The organism is Leifsonia sp. LS1 (genome assembly GCF_020521355.1).
Taxonomy (GTDB): domain Bacteria; phylum Actinomycetota; class Actinomycetes; order Actinomycetales; family Microbacteriaceae; genus Leifsonia.
Window position 1 is genome coordinate 385,267 of record NZ_BPER01000001.1, and the last position, 16,682, is coordinate 401,948.

General features: G+C 71.2%; 12 protein-coding genes. 8 read left to right on the forward strand and 4 right to left on the reverse strand.

Features of this window, described 5'->3' with window-relative positions:
* Positions 1–73: 73 nt before the first annotated feature.
* The 3 genes from LLS1_RS01925 to LLS1_RS01935 all read left to right on the forward strand — a co-directional run bounded on the left by LLS1_RS01925 (position 74) and on the right by LLS1_RS01935 (position 2,264).
* Positions 74–736 (forward strand): fasciclin domain-containing protein, encoded by a 663-nt coding sequence (locus tag LLS1_RS01925; RefSeq protein ID WP_223358439.1) that lies wholly within the window; start codon positions 74–76, stop codon positions 734–736.
* A 114-nt stretch (positions 737–850) separates the two neighbouring features.
* Positions 851–1,477, forward strand: a complete 627-nt coding sequence (locus LLS1_RS01930) for a SagB/ThcOx family dehydrogenase (RefSeq protein ID WP_226653353.1) — start codon at positions 851–853, stop codon at positions 1,475–1,477.
* Between the two features lie 133 nt (positions 1,478–1,610).
* Entirely contained in the window at positions 1,611–2,264 is a 654-nt protein-coding gene (locus LLS1_RS01935; protein WP_226653354.1) for a phosphatase PAP2 family protein, read from the forward strand.
* Positions 2,265–2,334: 70 nt separating this feature from the next.
* Here the strand turns inward: LLS1_RS01935 and LLS1_RS01940 are convergent, their stop codons facing one another.
* Positions 2,335–3,843, reverse strand: coding sequence for a deoxyguanosinetriphosphate triphosphohydrolase family protein (locus LLS1_RS01940; protein ID WP_226653355.1), 1,509 nt, complete (start codon positions 3,841–3,843; stop codon positions 2,335–2,337).
* Between the two features lie 118 nt (positions 3,844–3,961).
* The gene (gene trxA / locus LLS1_RS01945) at positions 3,962–4,348 is read right to left on the reverse strand and encodes a thioredoxin (RefSeq protein WP_223358431.1); all 387 of its coding nucleotides are present in this window, start codon (positions 4,346–4,348) and stop codon (positions 3,962–3,964) included.
* A gap of 134 nt (positions 4,349–4,482) precedes the next feature.
* Between trxA and LLS1_RS01950 the strand changes: the two genes are divergently transcribed.
* The 4 genes from LLS1_RS01950 to LLS1_RS01965 all read left to right on the forward strand — a co-directional run bounded on the left by LLS1_RS01950 (position 4,483) and on the right by LLS1_RS01965 (position 6,800).
* The gene (locus tag LLS1_RS01950; RefSeq protein WP_226653356.1) at positions 4,483–4,974 is read left to right on the forward strand and encodes a DUF5684 domain-containing protein; all 492 of its coding nucleotides are present in this window, start codon (positions 4,483–4,485) and stop codon (positions 4,972–4,974) included.
* A 4-nt stretch (positions 4,975–4,978) separates the two neighbouring features.
* A complete protein-coding gene (locus LLS1_RS01955; protein WP_226653357.1) occupies positions 4,979–5,575 on the forward strand; it encodes a DUF998 domain-containing protein in 597 nt (198 codons plus the stop codon).
* A 50-nt stretch (positions 5,576–5,625) separates the two neighbouring features.
* The gene (locus tag LLS1_RS01960) at positions 5,626–5,985 is read left to right on the forward strand and encodes a hypothetical protein (protein ID WP_226653358.1); all 360 of its coding nucleotides are present in this window, start codon (positions 5,626–5,628) and stop codon (positions 5,983–5,985) included.
* Positions 5,986–6,368: 383 nt separating this feature from the next.
* The gene (locus LLS1_RS01965) at positions 6,369–6,800 is read left to right on the forward strand and encodes a hypothetical protein (protein WP_226653359.1); all 432 of its coding nucleotides are present in this window, start codon (positions 6,369–6,371) and stop codon (positions 6,798–6,800) included.
* A 7-nt stretch (positions 6,801–6,807) separates the two neighbouring features.
* On the opposite strand, the gene LLS1_RS01970 is transcribed toward LLS1_RS01965, so the two are convergent.
* Positions 6,808–6,945 (reverse strand): hypothetical protein, encoded by a 138-nt coding sequence (locus LLS1_RS01970; protein ID WP_223358425.1) that lies wholly within the window; start codon positions 6,943–6,945, stop codon positions 6,808–6,810.
* An 11-nt stretch (positions 6,946–6,956) separates the two neighbouring features.
* Entirely contained in the window at positions 6,957–8,762 is a 1,806-nt protein-coding gene (locus LLS1_RS01975) for a DEAD/DEAH box helicase (protein ID WP_226653360.1), read from the reverse strand.
* 306 nt (positions 8,763–9,068) lie between these two features.
* Here LLS1_RS01975 and LLS1_RS01980 point away from each other — a divergent pair, with 306 nt between their 5' ends.
* The gene (locus tag LLS1_RS01980; protein WP_226653361.1) at positions 9,069–16,634 is read left to right on the forward strand and encodes a DUF5979 domain-containing protein; all 7,566 of its coding nucleotides are present in this window, start codon (positions 9,069–9,071) and stop codon (positions 16,632–16,634) included.
* Positions 16,635–16,682 lie beyond the last annotated feature (48 nt).

The following is a 16,682-nucleotide window of genomic DNA, read 5'->3' on the forward strand; positions in this document are numbered from 1 at the left end:
GCTCCGAAGCCCCGTCGTAGCAAGCACGTCGCAGCACGTCAATCACTGCATGAACGCACGAAGGAGTCTCACAATGCGCACTTCCAAGATCTCGCTCGCCGTCGCCGGAACGGTCGCGGCCCTCGCCCTGGCCCTGACCGGGTGTTCGTCCGGTTCGGGTTCGGGCTCGTCGTCGAGCTCGTCCTCCGGCTCCTCGATGACCACCCCGTCGGCCTCCGCCACCATGGACCCGGCGGCCGACCTGGTCGGCTCCGGCTGCGCCGCCTACGCCAAGCAGGTCCCGACCGGTGCCGGCTCCGTCGCCGGCATGTCGCAGGACCCGGTGGCGACCGCCGCCTCCAACAACCCGCTGCTCACCACACTGGTCGCGGCGGTCTCGGGCAAGCTCAACCCGAAGGTCAACCTGGTCGACACCCTCAACGGCGGTGAGTTCACCGTCTTCGCGCCGGTCGACAGCGCCTTCGCGAAGATCGACTCTGCCACCATCGACACGCTGAAGACCGACGCCGGCGCCGACACGCTGACCAAGATCCTCACGTACCACGTGGTGCCCGGCCAGATCTCGCCCTCCGACATCGACGGCACCCACAAGACGGTCGAGGGCGGCACCGTCACCGTCACCGGCTCGGGCGACTCGATCAAGGTCAACGACGCCAACGTCATCTGCGGCGGCGTCCACACCGCCAACGCCACGGTGTACCTCATCGACTCGGTGCTGATGCCCCCGGCGCAGTGACCCTGCTCTGAACCACGAAGCGCCCGGCCCCGTGCCGGGCGCTTCGTCGTCCCCCGTCGGTTAGTTCCGGGATCGGGGAGCGCGTGCCGGGGACGCCGTCGCTTGACTGGGGGCGTGAGAACGATCCTGCGGACCATCCCCCTGCCCTCGCCGGAGCTGTACTACCCGGCCTCCGGCGTCAGCGTCGTCACCGCGCTGCGAGAGCGCCGCTCCCAGCACGAGTTCGCATCCGGCCCGCTCCCGCTCACCGTTCTCGGCACGTTGCTCAACGAGGCAGCCGGGATCACGGAGCGCTTCGGCCGCGGCACCCCGTCCCCGGGTCGCGCCTACCCGGTGGCGTGCGTCGTGGCGGTGTGCGCCGTCGACGGCGTCCCGCCGGCGTTCTACCGCTACGAGCCCAAGGACCACACCCTCGCGCCGCTGGGCATCGACGCGGAGCCCCGCGAGTGGCTGAAGGGCGTGCTCGCCAACCGCGGAATCGCCGAGACGGAGGCGGTGCACGTCTTCGCGGTCGGCGACGGCTACTCCGCGGAGCAGCACTTCGGCGACAACGCCGAACGCTTCCTCCTGCTGGAGGCCGGCCAGCTGATCCAGAGCATGCTCCTCGTCGCCCAGCACCAGAAGATCGGCGCCTGCACCATCGGCCGCTTCGACCGCGCCGCCGCGGAGACCCTCCTCGCCCCCACCACGGCCCACGGCCTCCCCCTCCACAGCGCGGCCTTCGGCCTCCCCCTGACGTGAGACGTGAGTCGTTGCGGGTGCCATCCCCTGGTGACCCGCGACGACCCACGTCTCGGCGGTACCCTCGGGAATCCTCAGGTTCGACGGCCGGGTCCCTAGAGGTTGCTCAGTGAGCGTCCGCTTGACTGGCACGATGAGCTCCGCCGCGCTGCGCGTCCCGCGCCACTGGATCGTCTGGACCGTCGTCCTCTTCGCCGCCACGTTCGCCCTGGGCTTCGCCGCCAAGGCGCTGCCCGCGCTGCGCGCCGCCACCCTCGACGACACGATCAACCGCGCTCACGCCCACACCCTCGACGACATCGCGCGCCTGCTGGACAAGCTCGACAAGCCCGTCGTCGTCGCCGTCATCCTCGCAGTGGTCTTCGTCGTGCTGTTGCTCGTGCGCGGCTGGCGTCTCGCGCTCGGCGTCTGCGCCGTCACCGGCCTCGGCTGGATCACCACCCTGATCGTGAAGGCGGTCGTCGCCCAGCCGCGTCCCTCCACCGCGGGCCTGGTCCACCCCCTCCACGTCAGCCCGGCGACTCTCAGCTATCCGAGCGGACATGTGGTCTTCGCGACCGCTCTGGTCACCGCGCTCGTGCTGATCTGCCGGCGCCCGCTCGCCCGCACCGTCGTGCTGGTGGTCGGGGCGCTGTTCGTGCTCCTGGTGGCCTGGTCGCGCCTGTACGTCGGCGTCCACTACGTCACCGACGTCGTTGGCGCGGTGCTCAACGGCGTCGCCGGAGTGCTGCTGTTCGCGGGCCTGTGGAACCTGCTGGCGGCGCGGCTGTTCGCCAGGCGCGTCTGAACGGGAGCGGGGTCGCATTCTGCCGCTCTGGCAGGCGCGAAGCGGCAGAATGCGACCCCGCTGTGGCGCCCTAGACCCGGTGCCCGAGCGACCAGATGCGGTCGCCGCGGCCCGAGAGGGCGTCGGAGAGGTCGGCGGCCTGGGCGTCGGTGAGGGAGGCGACGTAGTCGATCACCCCGCGGGCGCGGGAGAGCTCGTCGACGGGGCGCCAGGCGGCGACGGCGCGATAGCGGGTGGCGTCCATCGCCGCGTAGTCCTCGTGGGCGAGGTCGATCAGCTCGCGCAGGCGGCGGGGCACGCGGTGGCGGTCGTGCTCGTCGTCCATCCACTCGATGAGGGCGCGGACGGTGCGGGAGATCACGGTGCTGAGGCCGCGCTGCTGGATGGCGAGGTCGGGACGGCTGAGCACGAACTGGCGGTGCAGGAACTTGAGGATCTCGACCCGGTGCCAGGCCGCCGGCCCCAGACTGAGCGGACCCGTGCGCAGGGAGTCGCCCGTCACCACGCCCACCGAGTCGACGAAGCCGCGGATCCAGCGGCCGGTGAACGCCGCGAGCTCGCGCTCGAGGGCGAGGGAGCCGTCGAAGGGGCGGATGAGGAGCGCGTCGACCAGCTCGGCGTTCACCGCCCAGACCGCGTCGTAGAAGGCGTCGTCCTCGGCGATCCACGGGTCGTCGCGGTCCACCTTGCGACGCAGGCGCTCCAGCGCGGCCCCGGGAGCGGAGCTGCCCGTCAGGTCGTGAGAGGAGGCCGCCGCCCAGCTGGGCACGTCGTCGAGCCAGCCGTGGAACTCGGCCGTCACCGATGCGTGGTCGAGGATGCCGGCCCGGTAGAAGTCGTCGATGTCGTGCACCGAGTAGGCGATATCGTCCGAGATGTCCATGACGGCGCCCTCGGCGGTCTGTCGGAGCGGGCGCGCCTCCACCTGCTCCCGGGCGTCGTCGAGGTCGGCCTCGTCGACGAAGTAGGCCGAGTACTTGAAGACGTCGTGGTCGGCGCCCGTGCGGTGGATGCCGCGCGGCACGGAGTCGGCGTGGTGCAGCGCCCGCACGTCCACCCGTGGCGACCACGGGTACTTCGCGATCGCCGCCCGGGTGGCCGCGGTGAGGTCGAGCCCGCTCGGCGCGCTCTCGATCACGTCGAGCGAGGCGATGATGCGGTAGGTCTGCGCGTTGCCCTCGAAGCCGTCGGCGAGGCCGAGCTCGTCGCGAGCGATGCGGTTGAGCACCGCCTCGCCGAGGTGGCCGAACGGGGGATGCCCCAGGTCGTGTGCGCACGCCGCAGCCTCCACCACGGTGGGATCGCACGGTCCGGCATCGGTGTCCCCGATGCGCTCGGCGATCGAACGGGCGACGGAGGCGACCTTCATCGTGTGCGTCAGCCGATTGTGCACCGGTGCGCCGGCGGTGGAGGGGGACACGACCTGCGTCACTGCCGACAGGCGCGAGAAGTAGGGCGAGAACTGCACCCTCTCGAGGTCGGTGACGAAGGGGCCGCCCGCCGCGAGCGGGTCGCCCCCGCCGAGGGCGTCGGAGGCTGTCGTGTCGGCCGCGGCGAAGCGGCGGGCGTCTCTGCGCACGGGTGATCCGATCTGTCGTCGTCCGCCAGTCGTATCACGATCGGGCGCGGCGCGTCTCACCTCTCGCGTGTCGGGCGAGCGCGAGGAACAGTCCGGGCGCAGTCCGCTGCCGGGGCGGTCACGCCTTCGCGGCGGCCGCCTCCGCGGCCTCCGCCTCGTCGAGCGTCTTGCGGATCTCGTCCATGTCGAGCCCGCGGATCTGCCCGATCAGGTCTTCCAGCGCCGGGGCCGGAAGGGCGCCTGCCTGCGAGAACAGCAGGATGCCGTCGCGGAACGCCATCAGTGTCGGGATGGACGTGATGCCCGCCGCGCTCGACAGGCCCTGCTCGGCCTCCGTGTCGACCTTGCCGAACACGATGTCGTCGTTCTTCTCCGACACGGTCTCGTACACCGGCCCGAACGCACGGCACGGGCCGCACCACTCGGCCCAGAAGTCGACGAGCACGATGTCGTTCGATGTGATGGTGGATTCGAAGGTCGTTCCGGTCAGCTCGGTGGTCGCCATGTGCGGTCCTTTCGTTCGAGATACCCCTACCCGTATCTCTGCAACGGGTTCACCGGCGACGGTATTCCTCGGGTGGCGGGAGGTCGACCCCACCCCTCTTCGATTCGGCGGTGCCCGTCGGACATACTGGTCGCGTGGCCGCGCCGTACGGGCGGGCCGGACCGGGGGACACAGTGGACTACACGACGACGACGGACCTGACAGCGGCCTACGGCTGGTCGGCGCTGGGCGGCCTGGTGGCCTACGTCTTCTACGGCTTCGCCCTGATGGGGATCTTCGGCAAGGCGGGCCTGAAAAGGTGGCCGGCGTGGGTACCGTTCTTCAGCACCTGGCGGCTCCTCCAGCTCGGCGGTCAGAAGGGATGGCTGGTGCTGATCGGGCTCATCCCGATCGTCGGGCAGCTGATCTACCTGGTGTTCCTCATCATCGCCGGAGTCCACATCCAGTGCGGCTTCGGAAAGCCGGGCGTCTTCTATCTTCTGGCCATCCTCGTCACGCCCGTCTGGTACGGCATCCTCGCCTGGGACCGCTCGGTGTGGGCGCCCCGTCACACACCGATCGTGCCGCGTTCCGGCTACGCCGAACCGGGCCCGCTCTCCGATCCGGCCGCTCCCACCGCCTCCTGATCGCATGGTGGCCGTCCTCACGCTCGTCGCGCTCGCCGGGGTCGCGGTCACCCTCGGGGCGCTGATCGTGCTGCACGTCGCCCCGTCCGGCCTCTCGCCCCTGCGCGACCCGGTCAGTGCCTACGGAATCTCCCCCCACAGCGCGCTCTATCGCGTCCAGACGCTCGGCACCGCGGTCGCCGCCGCCGCTCTCGCGATCGCCCTCCCAGCGACCGACCTCCCCGCGACGCTGCCCGCCATCGTCGCCCTCATTGTCCTCGCCGTCGCCCGCGCCGTCATCAGCTGGGCGCCGATGGACGCGCCGGGAACCGCGCGCACCTCCACCGGCCGCCTCCACAACGTGCTCGCCTTCGGCGCCTTCGCCGCTGCGTCGGTCGGCGGCTTCATGACCGCGATCGCGTTCGGCGCGACCTCCGGCCTCTCCGCCGCCGCCGCAGCGTCCAGCGCGCTCGGCTGGCTGATGACCGCGGCCAGCGTCCTCACGATCGTCTCGGCCGCCACGCCTGCACTCCGCGGAGTGTTCGGCCTGGCCGAGCGCCTGATCTACGTGGGGATGATCGCGTGGCTGGCGCTGACGGCCGTGGTGCTGCTGGGGTGGTGAGGGGGCGCATCCCGTCCACGGGTCCTCGACCTACAGGGAGGAGAATCCGAATGGCTGAGAAGATGACCGACGCGGAGTACGAGGCGCTTGCAGCCCGGCTGACCGATGTCGCCACGCAGCTGCCCGCGCCCCAGAACGTCCTGATCGGCTCGGCCGCCGAACAGGCGGGTCGCGAATTCATGCTGAGCGAGTACGGCTCGGAGGAGGCGCTGGACGACGCCCTGCGCTCGGCGGGGAGGCCGCGACTCGGGACCCATCCCAAGGGGGCGTCGCCCACTGTGCGCGGCCGCATCCCTGCGGCTGATCGGGCGGCCTTCGATCAGTTGATCCGGCAGACCGGGAAGAAGGAGAGTGAGCTGGTGCGCGAGGCCGTGCATCTGCTGCTGGAGCAGCACAGGCTCGCCGGCTGATCTGCGGGGGCAATGTCCCGACCGCCACTCCGATAGCCGACATGGGAAGCGCGGGCGAGCACGTGTCTGCGACTCGCCCGCGCTGTGAGACGCCGACAACCCGAATGCCGGCGGGAGCCCTCCGTGTCTACCCGTATGACCGGAGGTCTGAGATCACCCTTCCGGACGTTGGGAGGCGTTACGTGCGTCTGGGGCGAGAATACGTAGCCCGACGGTTCGGTTGCCGTAGTCGACCCGGCGTCGGCCACGGGTCGCGCGTCCTCCGCCCGAACCTCGGGTCACGGAATCCGGTGCGGGGCGCCGCGCCGAACACCTCGTGACAGCGCACATCGACGTCTCCGGGAAGCGCCGCGGATGACGTCGGCACCACCGGGAGGGTCGGCATGACGGACAGGCGCCTCGTCGAAGAGCACGTGAGGTCGTTCGTGCGCGCCTTCGTGGACCCGACGGCCTGGCTGGCGCTGCTCGTCGGGCGAAACACGCGAGCGGGTCGCCAGCGTTTCCGGGCACTGCTGCGGTCGCCGCTCCCCCTCGTCGACGCGCGAACCGTCAGCGTCGCCGACCGCGACGAGCGGTTCGCTGTGCGGCTGCTCGAGCGGCTCGGCGCCCCGTCGACCTGCGTGCTCGTCAAAGACGGTCTGGTCGAGGACGAGACCACGACGCTCGGCTCTGCGATGCATCGCGCGCAGCTCTCGGGGGAGGGTGCGCTGATCTCGTGCATACCCGGGAGGCTCGCCTACCTTCAGACCGCCGACGGGCGGCGGACGATCCTGTACCGACAGTGCCGGTCCGGGCGAGCCGGGCCGCCGTCCTGATCCGGTGCTACCCCGGCTCCTCCTCCGACTCCAGCTGCTCGTCGGCGTCGACTCCCGAGTCGTCGGTCTCGGTCGCCTCGATGGCGGCCTCCGCCTCGGCGCGGGCCTCGGCCTCCGCGCGCTCTTCGCGCTTCTCTCTGCTCATGCCGTCCCCTTTCAGCGGTGGCGCGGCTTGCGCGCCGGTCGGTCGTCACGGTCACGTCGGTCGTCGCGATCCCGCCTGTCGCCGTCGCGGCGTGCACCGGCCCCGCGGTCGGGGCGGATGTCGATCAGGCGTCCGCTGATGCGCGTGTCGGCGAGGCGGTCGAGGGTGTCGCGCGGCAGATCGGCGGGCAGCTCGACGATGGAGAACGCCGGCATGATGCGGATGTGCCCGAAGTCGTCGCGGCTCAGACCGCCCTCGTTGGCGAGCGCGCCGACGATCTGGCGCGGTTCCACCTTGTGCCGTTTGCCGACCTCGATCCGGTACGCCGACATCGGCTTGTCGCTGCGCTCGCGTCGGGCGGGGCGGTCGCCCCGCGTGCCGCGGTCGTCGCGTCCACCGCGGTCCCGGCCCCGATCCTCGTACCGGGAGTCGCGCTGCACCTGACGGGTCAGCGCGTCGTCGGCGTCCAGCAGGAGGGGCTCGTCGCCCTGCGCCACGATGGCGAGGGCTGCGGACACGTCCGCCTCCGGGACGTCGTGGTGCTCGACGTAGTGGGCGATGATGTCGCGGAACCGCGAGATGCGGTCCTCCTGCGTCAGCGCCTCGGTGATCGCGTCGTCGAAGCGCGCGAGGCGGGTCTCGTTCACGTCGTCGATGCTCGGCAGCTGCATCTGCGTCACGGGCTGGCGGGTCGCCTTCTCGATCGCGGTGAGGAGGCGGCGCTCGCGGGGCGTGACGAAGCTGATCGCGTCACCGCTGCGGCCCGCGCGGCCCGTTCGGCCGATGCGGTGCACGTACGACTCCGTGTCGACCGGGATGTCGAAGTTGACCACATGGCTGATGCGTTCGACGTCGAGGCCGCGCGCCGCGACGTCCGTCGCCACGAGGATGTCGAGCTTGCCCGACTTGAGCTGGTCCACCGTGCGTTCCCGCTGGGCCTGTGCCACGTCTCCGTTGATCGCCGCCGCCGAGTAGCCGCGCGCGCGGAGCCGCTCCGCGAGCGTCTCGGTCTCGTTCTTGGTGCGGACGAAGATGATCATCCCCTCGAAGTTCTCGACTTCGAGGATGCGGGTGAGAGCGTCGACCTTCTGCGGGTACGACACGACGAGGTAGCGCTGGGTGATGTTGGCCGATGTGGTCGTCTTGCCCGTGATGGTGATCTCTTCGGGATCGTGCAGGTAGTTCTTCGAGATGCGCCGGATCGACGCCGGCATGGTCGCCGAGAACAGGGCGACCTGCTTGTCGTCCGGAGTGTCGGCGAGGATGGTCTCCACATCCTCCGCGAACCCCATCTTCAGCATCTCGTCGGCTTCGTCGAGCACGAGGTACTTGAGCTCGGAGAGGTCGAGGGTGCCCTTGTCGAGGTGGTCCATGATCCGGCCGGGCGTGCCGACGACGATGTGCACGCCGCGTCGCAACGCCGACAGCTGCACACCGTAGCCCTGCCCGCCGTACACCGGGAGCAGGTGCACGCCCTTGAGGTGCGCGGCGTAGCTCTCGAACGCCTCCGCCACCTGCAGGGCCAGCTCGCGGGTGGGGGCGAGCACGAGCGCCTGCGGGCTCTTCTGCGACAGGTCGAGGCGCGAGAGGATCGGCAGGGCGAAAGCGGCGGTCTTTCCCGTGCCCGTCTGCGCGAGCCCGACGACGTCGCGACCCTCCATCAGCACGGGGATGGTGGCCGCCTGGATGGCGGAGGGAGTCTCGTATCCGAGGTCCTTCAGGGCCTTCAGGACGGCGCCCTCCAGGCCGAGATCGGAGAAGGTGGGCGTCGCGTCGGCGGCGTCCGCCTCGGTGCTGGGTGTCTCGGTCGTGGTCACCGGGTCAACGGTAGTCCCCGGGCGGGGCGTGTGCCATGCGAGCGCTCGTCCCGGGCACGTCTCCGCCGCTGCGGCGGACCCCGCCGCCCCGTTCGGGGTACAGAAACGTCCTCCATGCGGTGGACTGTCCCCAGCTTTGGGGTAGCAAAACACCTACAGGCGTGATGGAAACTTCGATAGGAAAGGGGTGAAGCATCTCTCGTTGGACCCGACCCGCGAGCCGCTACCCGAACCGACGCCCGTCGCACACCCGTCCCGACGCCCGCCGAGCGGACCCGGATGCTTCGTCCCGCATGGGGGATTGTTGTGCTTACCCGAATCCGCGCTCTCTTCGTGCGCCCGCGCGGCCGTCACTCGGCCGCCGGGCTCACTCTCCGGACTCCCGTCAGTGTCGCCGCAGCACTCGCGCTGGTGCTGCTCGGCTCCTCGGCGATCGGCGTCCAGGCTGCCAACGCCGACGACCTGGGCTCCGGCGTCCTGAACCTGTCGAAGACGACCACGGTCACGGATGTGCAGCCCGGGCAGCAGTTCGTCTACACCCTCAACTTCGGCTGCTCCTCCACCACGACCGGCTGTGTGAACGCGACGATCACCGATCCCGTCCCGGCGCCGCTGACCATCGTCGGCACGCCCACGGTCGTCGGCGGCAGCGGCGCCGTCACGGTCGACGGCAGCACGGTCAAGGTCGCGTTCAGCGACGCCGTGCCCAACACCACTCCCGCGAGCACGGGGCTCGCCGCGGGTGCGACCGGCACCGTCCAGATCACCGCCAAGGTGCCCGACGACGTCGCGAAGTCGTACGACACCCAGACCCTCACCAACACCGCGTCGTTCACGGCGAGCAACGCGGCCACCGTGCAGGCCTCCGCGCCGGTCACCGTGCACGTGCCCGACGTGCTCGGCGCGACGGCCTCGAAGACCTGGACCCCGGCATCCACCCAGTTCGCCGCCGGCGAGCACTCGACCGCGACCCTCAAGGCGTCGAGCTCGTCGAACATCGACGCGACCAGCCTGACCATCGCCGAGCCCGCCGACCCGACGGCCGCGGGCGGCGTGTACGACTTCTACGACTTCGCGGGCTTCGGCGCCGTGACCATGCCCGCCGGCGCCGACCAGGTGCAGGTGGTGGCCGTGACCGCGGGCGGGGATGTCCCCGGGCCGGTGGGCGCCACCCCCGCGCTTCCCTCCACGGTCGCCGCGGGCGATGTGCTCGGCCTGAAGATCGTCTTCAGCTCGTCGCAGGGCGGGGCCGCCATCACGCCGGGTGCCAACGGATCCGTCGACGTCGTCTTCGCGCAGCGCGCGACCAACCGCCGGACGGGCGCCGCGCTCGTCGCCGGCGGCACCCGCGTCAACACGATCGCCTCCGTCGTCAGCACGCCGAAGGGCGATGCGACCTCGGCGCCCGCCACGGCCTCCCAGGTGATCGCCCCGCTCACGGTGAGCGTGTCCGCCGACAAGAGCTTCAGCGTCCAGCAGATCCCGGCCGGGCAATCCACCACCGCCACCCTCACCGCGACCAACACGTCCACGGGTCCGCTCACCAGCCTCTCCGTGCGCGAGCCCGGCAGCGGCACGTTCTTCTCCGACAAGATCTCGTTCGGCGGGTTCACGTCGGGTGCGGCATGGCCGGACGGTGCGACGGGCGCCACGGTCTCCTGGTCGGTGAACACCGGGACGGCCCCCGCCGACTCGACCTTCACCTCGTCGTCCGGGCTGCCCAGCGCGCCGACGCTCGCTCCCGGGCAGTACATCACCGCCTTCCAGGTGACCTACACCGGCACCATCGGCACCGGGGCGACGGCGAAGCTGCCCTTCCGCGTCGGGACGACGACGGACGCGGGGCCCGCCGGCTCCGGCTTCGTCACCTACTCGAACGCGGCGACCGTCACCGGCGTCAACGCGGCAGGGACCGCCGAGGACACGGCGACCGCGAACCTCGAGGTGTACTTCCCCGAGGTGATGCTGGCGCTCGACAAGACGATCACTCCGCAGACGGTGATCCCGGGCGGCGCGAGCCTGGTGCAGCTGTCGGCGCAGACGCCGCCGGGCACCAGCTCCGTGCGCCCCACCACGATCGTCGTGACGGAGCCGCAGGATCCGACCGCCGCTCCGTATTGGAACGCGTTCGACGCCACCGCGATCGCGCCGACCTCCGTCCCGAACGGGTCGACGCTCACCATCGAGTACACGACCGACGGAACCACCTGGAAGACGCTGACCACCGTCGACGCCACCTCCGGTGCGAAGACCTACTCGGCCGTGCTCGACGACGTCCTGCCGAACGGCACGGGGCACTCCGACGTGCGGGGGCTGCGCTTCACCTTCGCCGATCAGGACGGCTTCGGCCAGGCGACCAACGTGAAGCCGGGCATCGTGTTCGTCGCGCGCGGCACGCTCCGCGACGGCAGCGGCCCGACCAACCCGGGCACGTACCCGGCGCTCACCGCCTACGAGAACTGCGCGGTCAGCAGCGCGAGCGGCACCGTCAACGGCGGCGCGAACATCACGAGCCGCCCCGCCGTGGACTGCGCCACCGCGAACGTCCAGGCCACCGACGGAGGTCCCGGTCCGCTGATCGCGAGCAAGGCGTGGGACGGCACCAAGGTGCTGCAGGCCCAGTCCGGCACCACCACCGGCGTCACGCTCGGCTGGGGCACCCAGACCACCGGCGTCACCTCGATGGTCGTCCAGGACCCGGCGAGCCCCTCGCCCGTCTCGTCCAGCGTGTTCCAGGCGTTCGACCTGGTGCGCATCGACGCGATCACCCCGACCTCCACGGCGGGTGCGACCTACGACCCGCTGATCCGCTGGGACAAGGTCTCCAAGGTCGAGCTCTTCGACGGCACCGCCTGGAACGACGTCACGTCGAAGGCCTGCACCAGCGCGAACGCCTGTGACGGCACCTTCCCCGGCTACACCCTGAGCACCGCCGAGCGCGCGTCGACACAGGGTGTGCGCCTCACGTTCATCGAGAGCCCGAACCGGGCCGCGGCCATCGCCGCCACCGGCGACCCGACGGCCCCGGCCGTGGGCAGCGGTGTGGCGAGTGCCTCCGCCGGAGCCTTCCCGGGCGCCAACGCCAATGCGCGCACTCTCCACCTCGACCTGAAGCTGCGCAACTCCGTGCGCGGCGGTGCCACGACGGACTGGGTGACCGGCACCCGCGAGTACAACATCGCCGGTTCGGCCGGAGCGGTCGACAACACCGTCCTGGTGCGCGGCATCCCGGCCACCGGCGCGCCGTTCGAGCGGACCGCGTCCGATCACGTCACGATCATCGACCCGACCTTCACCACGAAGACGACGAAGACCGCGAACCCGACGACGCTCGTCATCCCGCAGCCGGACGTGCCCGCCGCCTCGTACCCGACCACCGTCTACACGACGACGATCGCGAACACGTCCACGAGCAGCACCTGGCAGCTCCGCATCAGCGACCCGATCGACTGCACCAACGCGACCACGACGGCCCCGTGCGTCTTCGGCGCCTACGACCCGGCCGCGAACCCGCTGGACAGGCTGAATCTGACCAAGATCGCCGTCGACCTGAGCTCGGCGAGCGGAGTGCAGACCTCCCTCAGCGTCGTCTCGCTCCTGCACCGCGCCGACGATGGAACGCTGACGACGACGACGCACACGATCGCGCAGGCCACGGCGCTCACCGCGGCCCAGCTCGCCGACGTGGTCGGGGTCAGCGTGCTGCTGCGCGGCACCAATGCGCAGGGAACCGACGGAACCGGCGCCACCATCGCGCCGGGGCAGAAGGCCACGGTCACGCTGACGGCGCAGCTGCGCCCGACCAGCCGGGCCACCGGCACCGCGCCCACCGCCGGCGCGTTCGTCAACACCGTCTACGGCGCGCTGCACGACGACGTCTACCCGACCGCGCAGGCCGCGGACACACAGAGCGCGTCCGTGACGCTGGCGAACGGCAACCTCCAGGTCGCCACCGCGAAGACGTTCAGCCCCACCAGCACGCTCCAGGCCAACCCGACGAACCCCATCCAGGTGAGTCTGCGCGCCCGCTCGACCGGCACGCTCTCCCCGAAGGTCCTCGTCATCGAGGACTCGACCCCCACCTTCTGGAACGCCTTCACGCTCAGCGGCTTCGCCATCCCGAACGTGCCGACCGGCGCCGACCGGGTGACGATCGACGCCCAGACCGGCCAGGGCGCCGGAGCGATCTGGCACCCCGGATCCGCGACCACGATCGCGACGGCCTCGCTGCCGTCGAGCGTCGCCGCGGCCGACGTGACCGGCCTGCGCTTCACGTTCACGCGGGCGGACGGGTCGAGCTTCGCCGCCTCCAACAATGCGGACAACGTCCGTCTCAGCGTGAGCCTGCGGTCGCAGCTGCGCGACGGGTCCGGCCCCGTCGCCTCGACGGCGGTCAGCACCCCGATGCCCGGCGAGACCGCAGCGGGCACCATCACCGACACCGTGTTCGCCGACGCCTCGTACAACGAGGTGAACGCGACGCGGGCGACCGCGACGGCGACCTTCACGGTCAACCCGGGGACCGCGGCCATCGCGGTCGAGAAGACCAGCCCCGGCCAGGCGGCCTCCGGCAAGGAGGTCAACTGGACCCTGCGGTTCAAGAACACCGGCACGGGGTACCTGCCCAACCCGGTCGTGACCGACAGCCTCCCGGCTGACGGCTCGCTGCTCTTCGTGCCGACCAACGTGCCGATCTACAGCACGTCCACGGGCGGTACCCTGCCGACCGACGCTACCAAGGTGACGCGCACCTACGACCAGGCGACCGGAGCGATCCGCTTCTCCTGGCCCGCGGGTTCGCAGCTCGCTCCTGGTGAGACGTACAGCATCACGATCTCCCTGCAGATCAAGCCGGGCCTCGCGCCGGCGACGGTCGCGACCAACTGGTTCGGCGTGACCACCGATCGCGCACTCACCGCCGGCGTCTGCAGCGCGCTCAACTCCGGCAACGGACGCAGCGTGAGCTTCGCGAACAACACCTGCTCCACGAGCAACGTCGTGACGACGCTCTCGCAGGGCTCGTTCACCGCCTCGAAGGGCGTCCGCTCCGACAGCGGAGACGCGCAGAACATCAACAACCCGTCGCTGCCCTGCACCTCGGACTCCGACGGCTACTACCGCTACCCCTGCGCGGCGGTCAGCACCGTCGGCGGCACCGACCACTGGAAGCTGGAGATGGTGAACGGCGGGAACGTCGCCGCCAAGAACCTGACCGCCGTGGACGTGTTCCCGTATCCGGGTGACGTGGGTGTCGTCGACCCGTCGCAGCGCGGGTCGGTCTACACCCCGCGGTTCAACGGCGACGTCGCGTTCCAGAGCTCGGGCGGCGTCGACGGCACCCGCATGGACTGGTACGTCACGACCTCCGCGAACCCGTGCACCAAGGAGATCACCCCCGGCGCGGGATCCTGCCCCGCCGGTTCGTGGCTGCCCTCCAGTGCGGTCGGCACCACCGTCGACGCGGGCGCGGTCACCGCGATCAAGCTGGTCTTCGACTTCAGCGGGGCGCCCGGTGCGGTGCTCCCGGCCGGCGGCGCGCTCAAGGTGACGTACTCGACCACGAACGTCCCGACCACGACGGCGGGCGACGACCGGGCGCCGGTCACCGCCCCCGTGACCGGCGTGCGCGCCTGGAACTCGTTCGGCTTCTACCCGACGTACGTGTCGGGCTCGCAGCCGGCGGGACCGCAGGAGCCGATCAAGTCCGGCGTCCTCCTCCTCGGCGGTCCGCTGCAGATCACCAAGACGATCACGGGACCGGCCGCGGAGTATGCGCCGACCAGCTTCGTCGCCGACGTGGCGTGCACCGTCGACGGCGTGAAGGTCGACCTCGGCAGCGCGTCCTCGGTCACGCTGAGCAAGGCCGGCGGGTACACCGCACGGATCGACGGGATCCCGGTGGGCGCCTCCTGCGCCGTCACCGAGCACGGCGCCGACGGCTCGTACGGCGAGTCGAGCCGCACGGTGACCCCGGCGAGCGTGGTCATCGCGACCGCGGCCGACGCCTCGGCGCCCGTCCCGGCCGCCCAGACCGTCGCCATCGCGAACGACTACGCGACGACGCAGCTCACCGTCACCAAGCACGTCGAGACCGCGGCGACGGCCGGCTCCTTCGGGCCCTTCGACCTGACCCTCGTCTGCACCAGCGCGCTCGGGACCTCCATCCCGCTCGCGGCAGCGGATGCCGCCTTCACCCTGGCCGACGGCGAGTCCCGCACCGTCACCGGGCTTCCGGTCGGCGCGAAGTGCGTGATCAGCGAGACCGGCGCCGACGGAGCGGCGACCGCGCCGAACCACGTCGGAATCGCGTTCGACGGAGCCGCGGAGACGACCGGCGACTCGACGACCGTGACCCTCACCGGCGCGGACGGCGGAGACACCGCGGTGGTGAACAACCACTACGCGGCCGGCACGCTGACGATCACCAAGACCGTCGACGGCGACGCCGCGGGCGCCTACGGCGACGGTCCCTTCACCGTCCACGCGACCTGTGTCTACGCGGGCGACCAGACCCTGTTCGACGGAGACCTGACGATCCGTGGCGGCGAGACGGTCACCGTCCCGGGCGTCTACCCGGCCGGCACCGTCTGCGACGTGACCGAGACGGCGACGGGAGGCGCGACGGGAAGCGCCGTCGACCAGCCCTCCGTCACCATCCCGGGCGCCCTCGACGGAAGCGTGCAGAACGTGACGGTCGACGTGACCAACACGTTCTCGGCCGGCTCGGTCACGCTCGAGAAGGTGCGCGACGGCGACGGCGCGGCCACCTACGGGGCCGGCCCGTTCACCGCGCAGCTGACCTGCACCTGGGTCAAGGACGGCGTGACGCTCACGATCCCGCTGCCTGACGCCGGTGTGGTCGTGCTCGACCAGGCCAACGGCTACACCGCGACCGTCACCGGTCTCATCCAGGGAGCCCACTGCGACACGGCGGAGACGGCGACGGGAGGCGCGACCTCCGTCGCGATCGCCCCGGCCGGCGGCGTCACCGTGCCCGCGGGCACCCCGGCGACGGTGACGATCACCAACACCTTCGACACCGGCTCGCTGACGATCGACAAGAAGCGCGTCGGCGCGGGCGTCGCCCTCTTCGGCGCCGGTCCGTTCACCGTCCAGGTCACCTGCACCTACGACGTCGACGGCGTGACCACGCCCATCGACCTCGGGGCGAGGGGCACCCTGGAGCTGTCGAAGGCGAACGGCTACACGGCCACCGTCGACGACCTGATCGCCGGCGCCTCCTGCGCCGTCGAGGAGACGGACGCCGGTCTCGCGACCGCGACGACCCTCGACCCCGCGGACGGCGTGGTCGCCATCCCGAGCGGCTCGGCCGCCACGGTCACGGTGACCAACCGCTTCGACATCGGTCACCTCGCGGTCGCGAAGTCCGCCGATCGGCCGACGGCCTCGGTGGGCGACACCATCGTCTACACGATCGTCGTCACCAACGACGGCGAGATCGACGCGGTCGACGCGTCGGTGAGCGACCTCCTGCCGCGTGGCCTCCGGGTCATCAGCACGAGCCCGGCGTCGACCATGACCGCCGGCAAGCTCACCTGGAAGATCCCGGCCCTCGCCGTCGGAGCCTCCACCTCGTTCACGGTGACCACCGTCCTCGACGAGCCGCTCGACACCACCAACCGCGCGACGGTCACGACCCCGCCCGGGCCGTGGACCCCGTCGACCGGCGAGGGCGGCTGCGGTGACGCGGGCGAGGCCTGCGCTGTCGTGCTCGACCCGCCGGCGGCGGGCGGCCTCGCCAGCACCGGCTCGACCCAGGGTGGCGGTGTCCTGTGGGGCATCGGACTCCTGGTCGCCGGCGCCGCCGGACTCGTGGTGACGCGCCTGCGCCGCCGCCCGCGCCGCGGCTGAGGCCGGCCGAGACGATACCGCTGCGGCGGGATGGGGCGACACCCCCGT

Bases quoted from the DNA above. Each gene is read 5' to 3' on its own strand.
- LLS1_RS01925 (WP_223358439.1), top strand. From the start codon at position 74: ATGCGCACTTCCAAGATCTCGCTCGCCGTCGCCGGAACGGTCGCGGCC.
- LLS1_RS01935 (WP_226653354.1), top strand. From the start codon at position 1,611: ATGAGCTCCGCCGCGCTGCGCGTCCCGCGCCACTGGATCGTCTGGACC.
- trxA (WP_223358431.1), bottom strand. From the start codon at position 4,348: ATGGCGACCACCGAGCTGACCGGAACGACCTTCGAATCCACCATCACA.
- LLS1_RS01955 (WP_226653357.1), top strand. From the start codon at position 4,979: ATGGTGGCCGTCCTCACGCTCGTCGCGCTCGCCGGGGTCGCGGTCACC.
- LLS1_RS01960 (WP_226653358.1), top strand. From the start codon at position 5,626: ATGGCTGAGAAGATGACCGACGCGGAGTACGAGGCGCTTGCAGCCCGG.
- LLS1_RS01965 (WP_226653359.1), top strand. From the start codon at position 6,369: ATGACGGACAGGCGCCTCGTCGAAGAGCACGTGAGGTCGTTCGTGCGC.
- LLS1_RS01970 (WP_223358425.1), bottom strand. From the start codon at position 6,945: ATGAGCAGAGAGAAGCGCGAAGAGCGCGCGGAGGCCGAGGCCCGCGCC.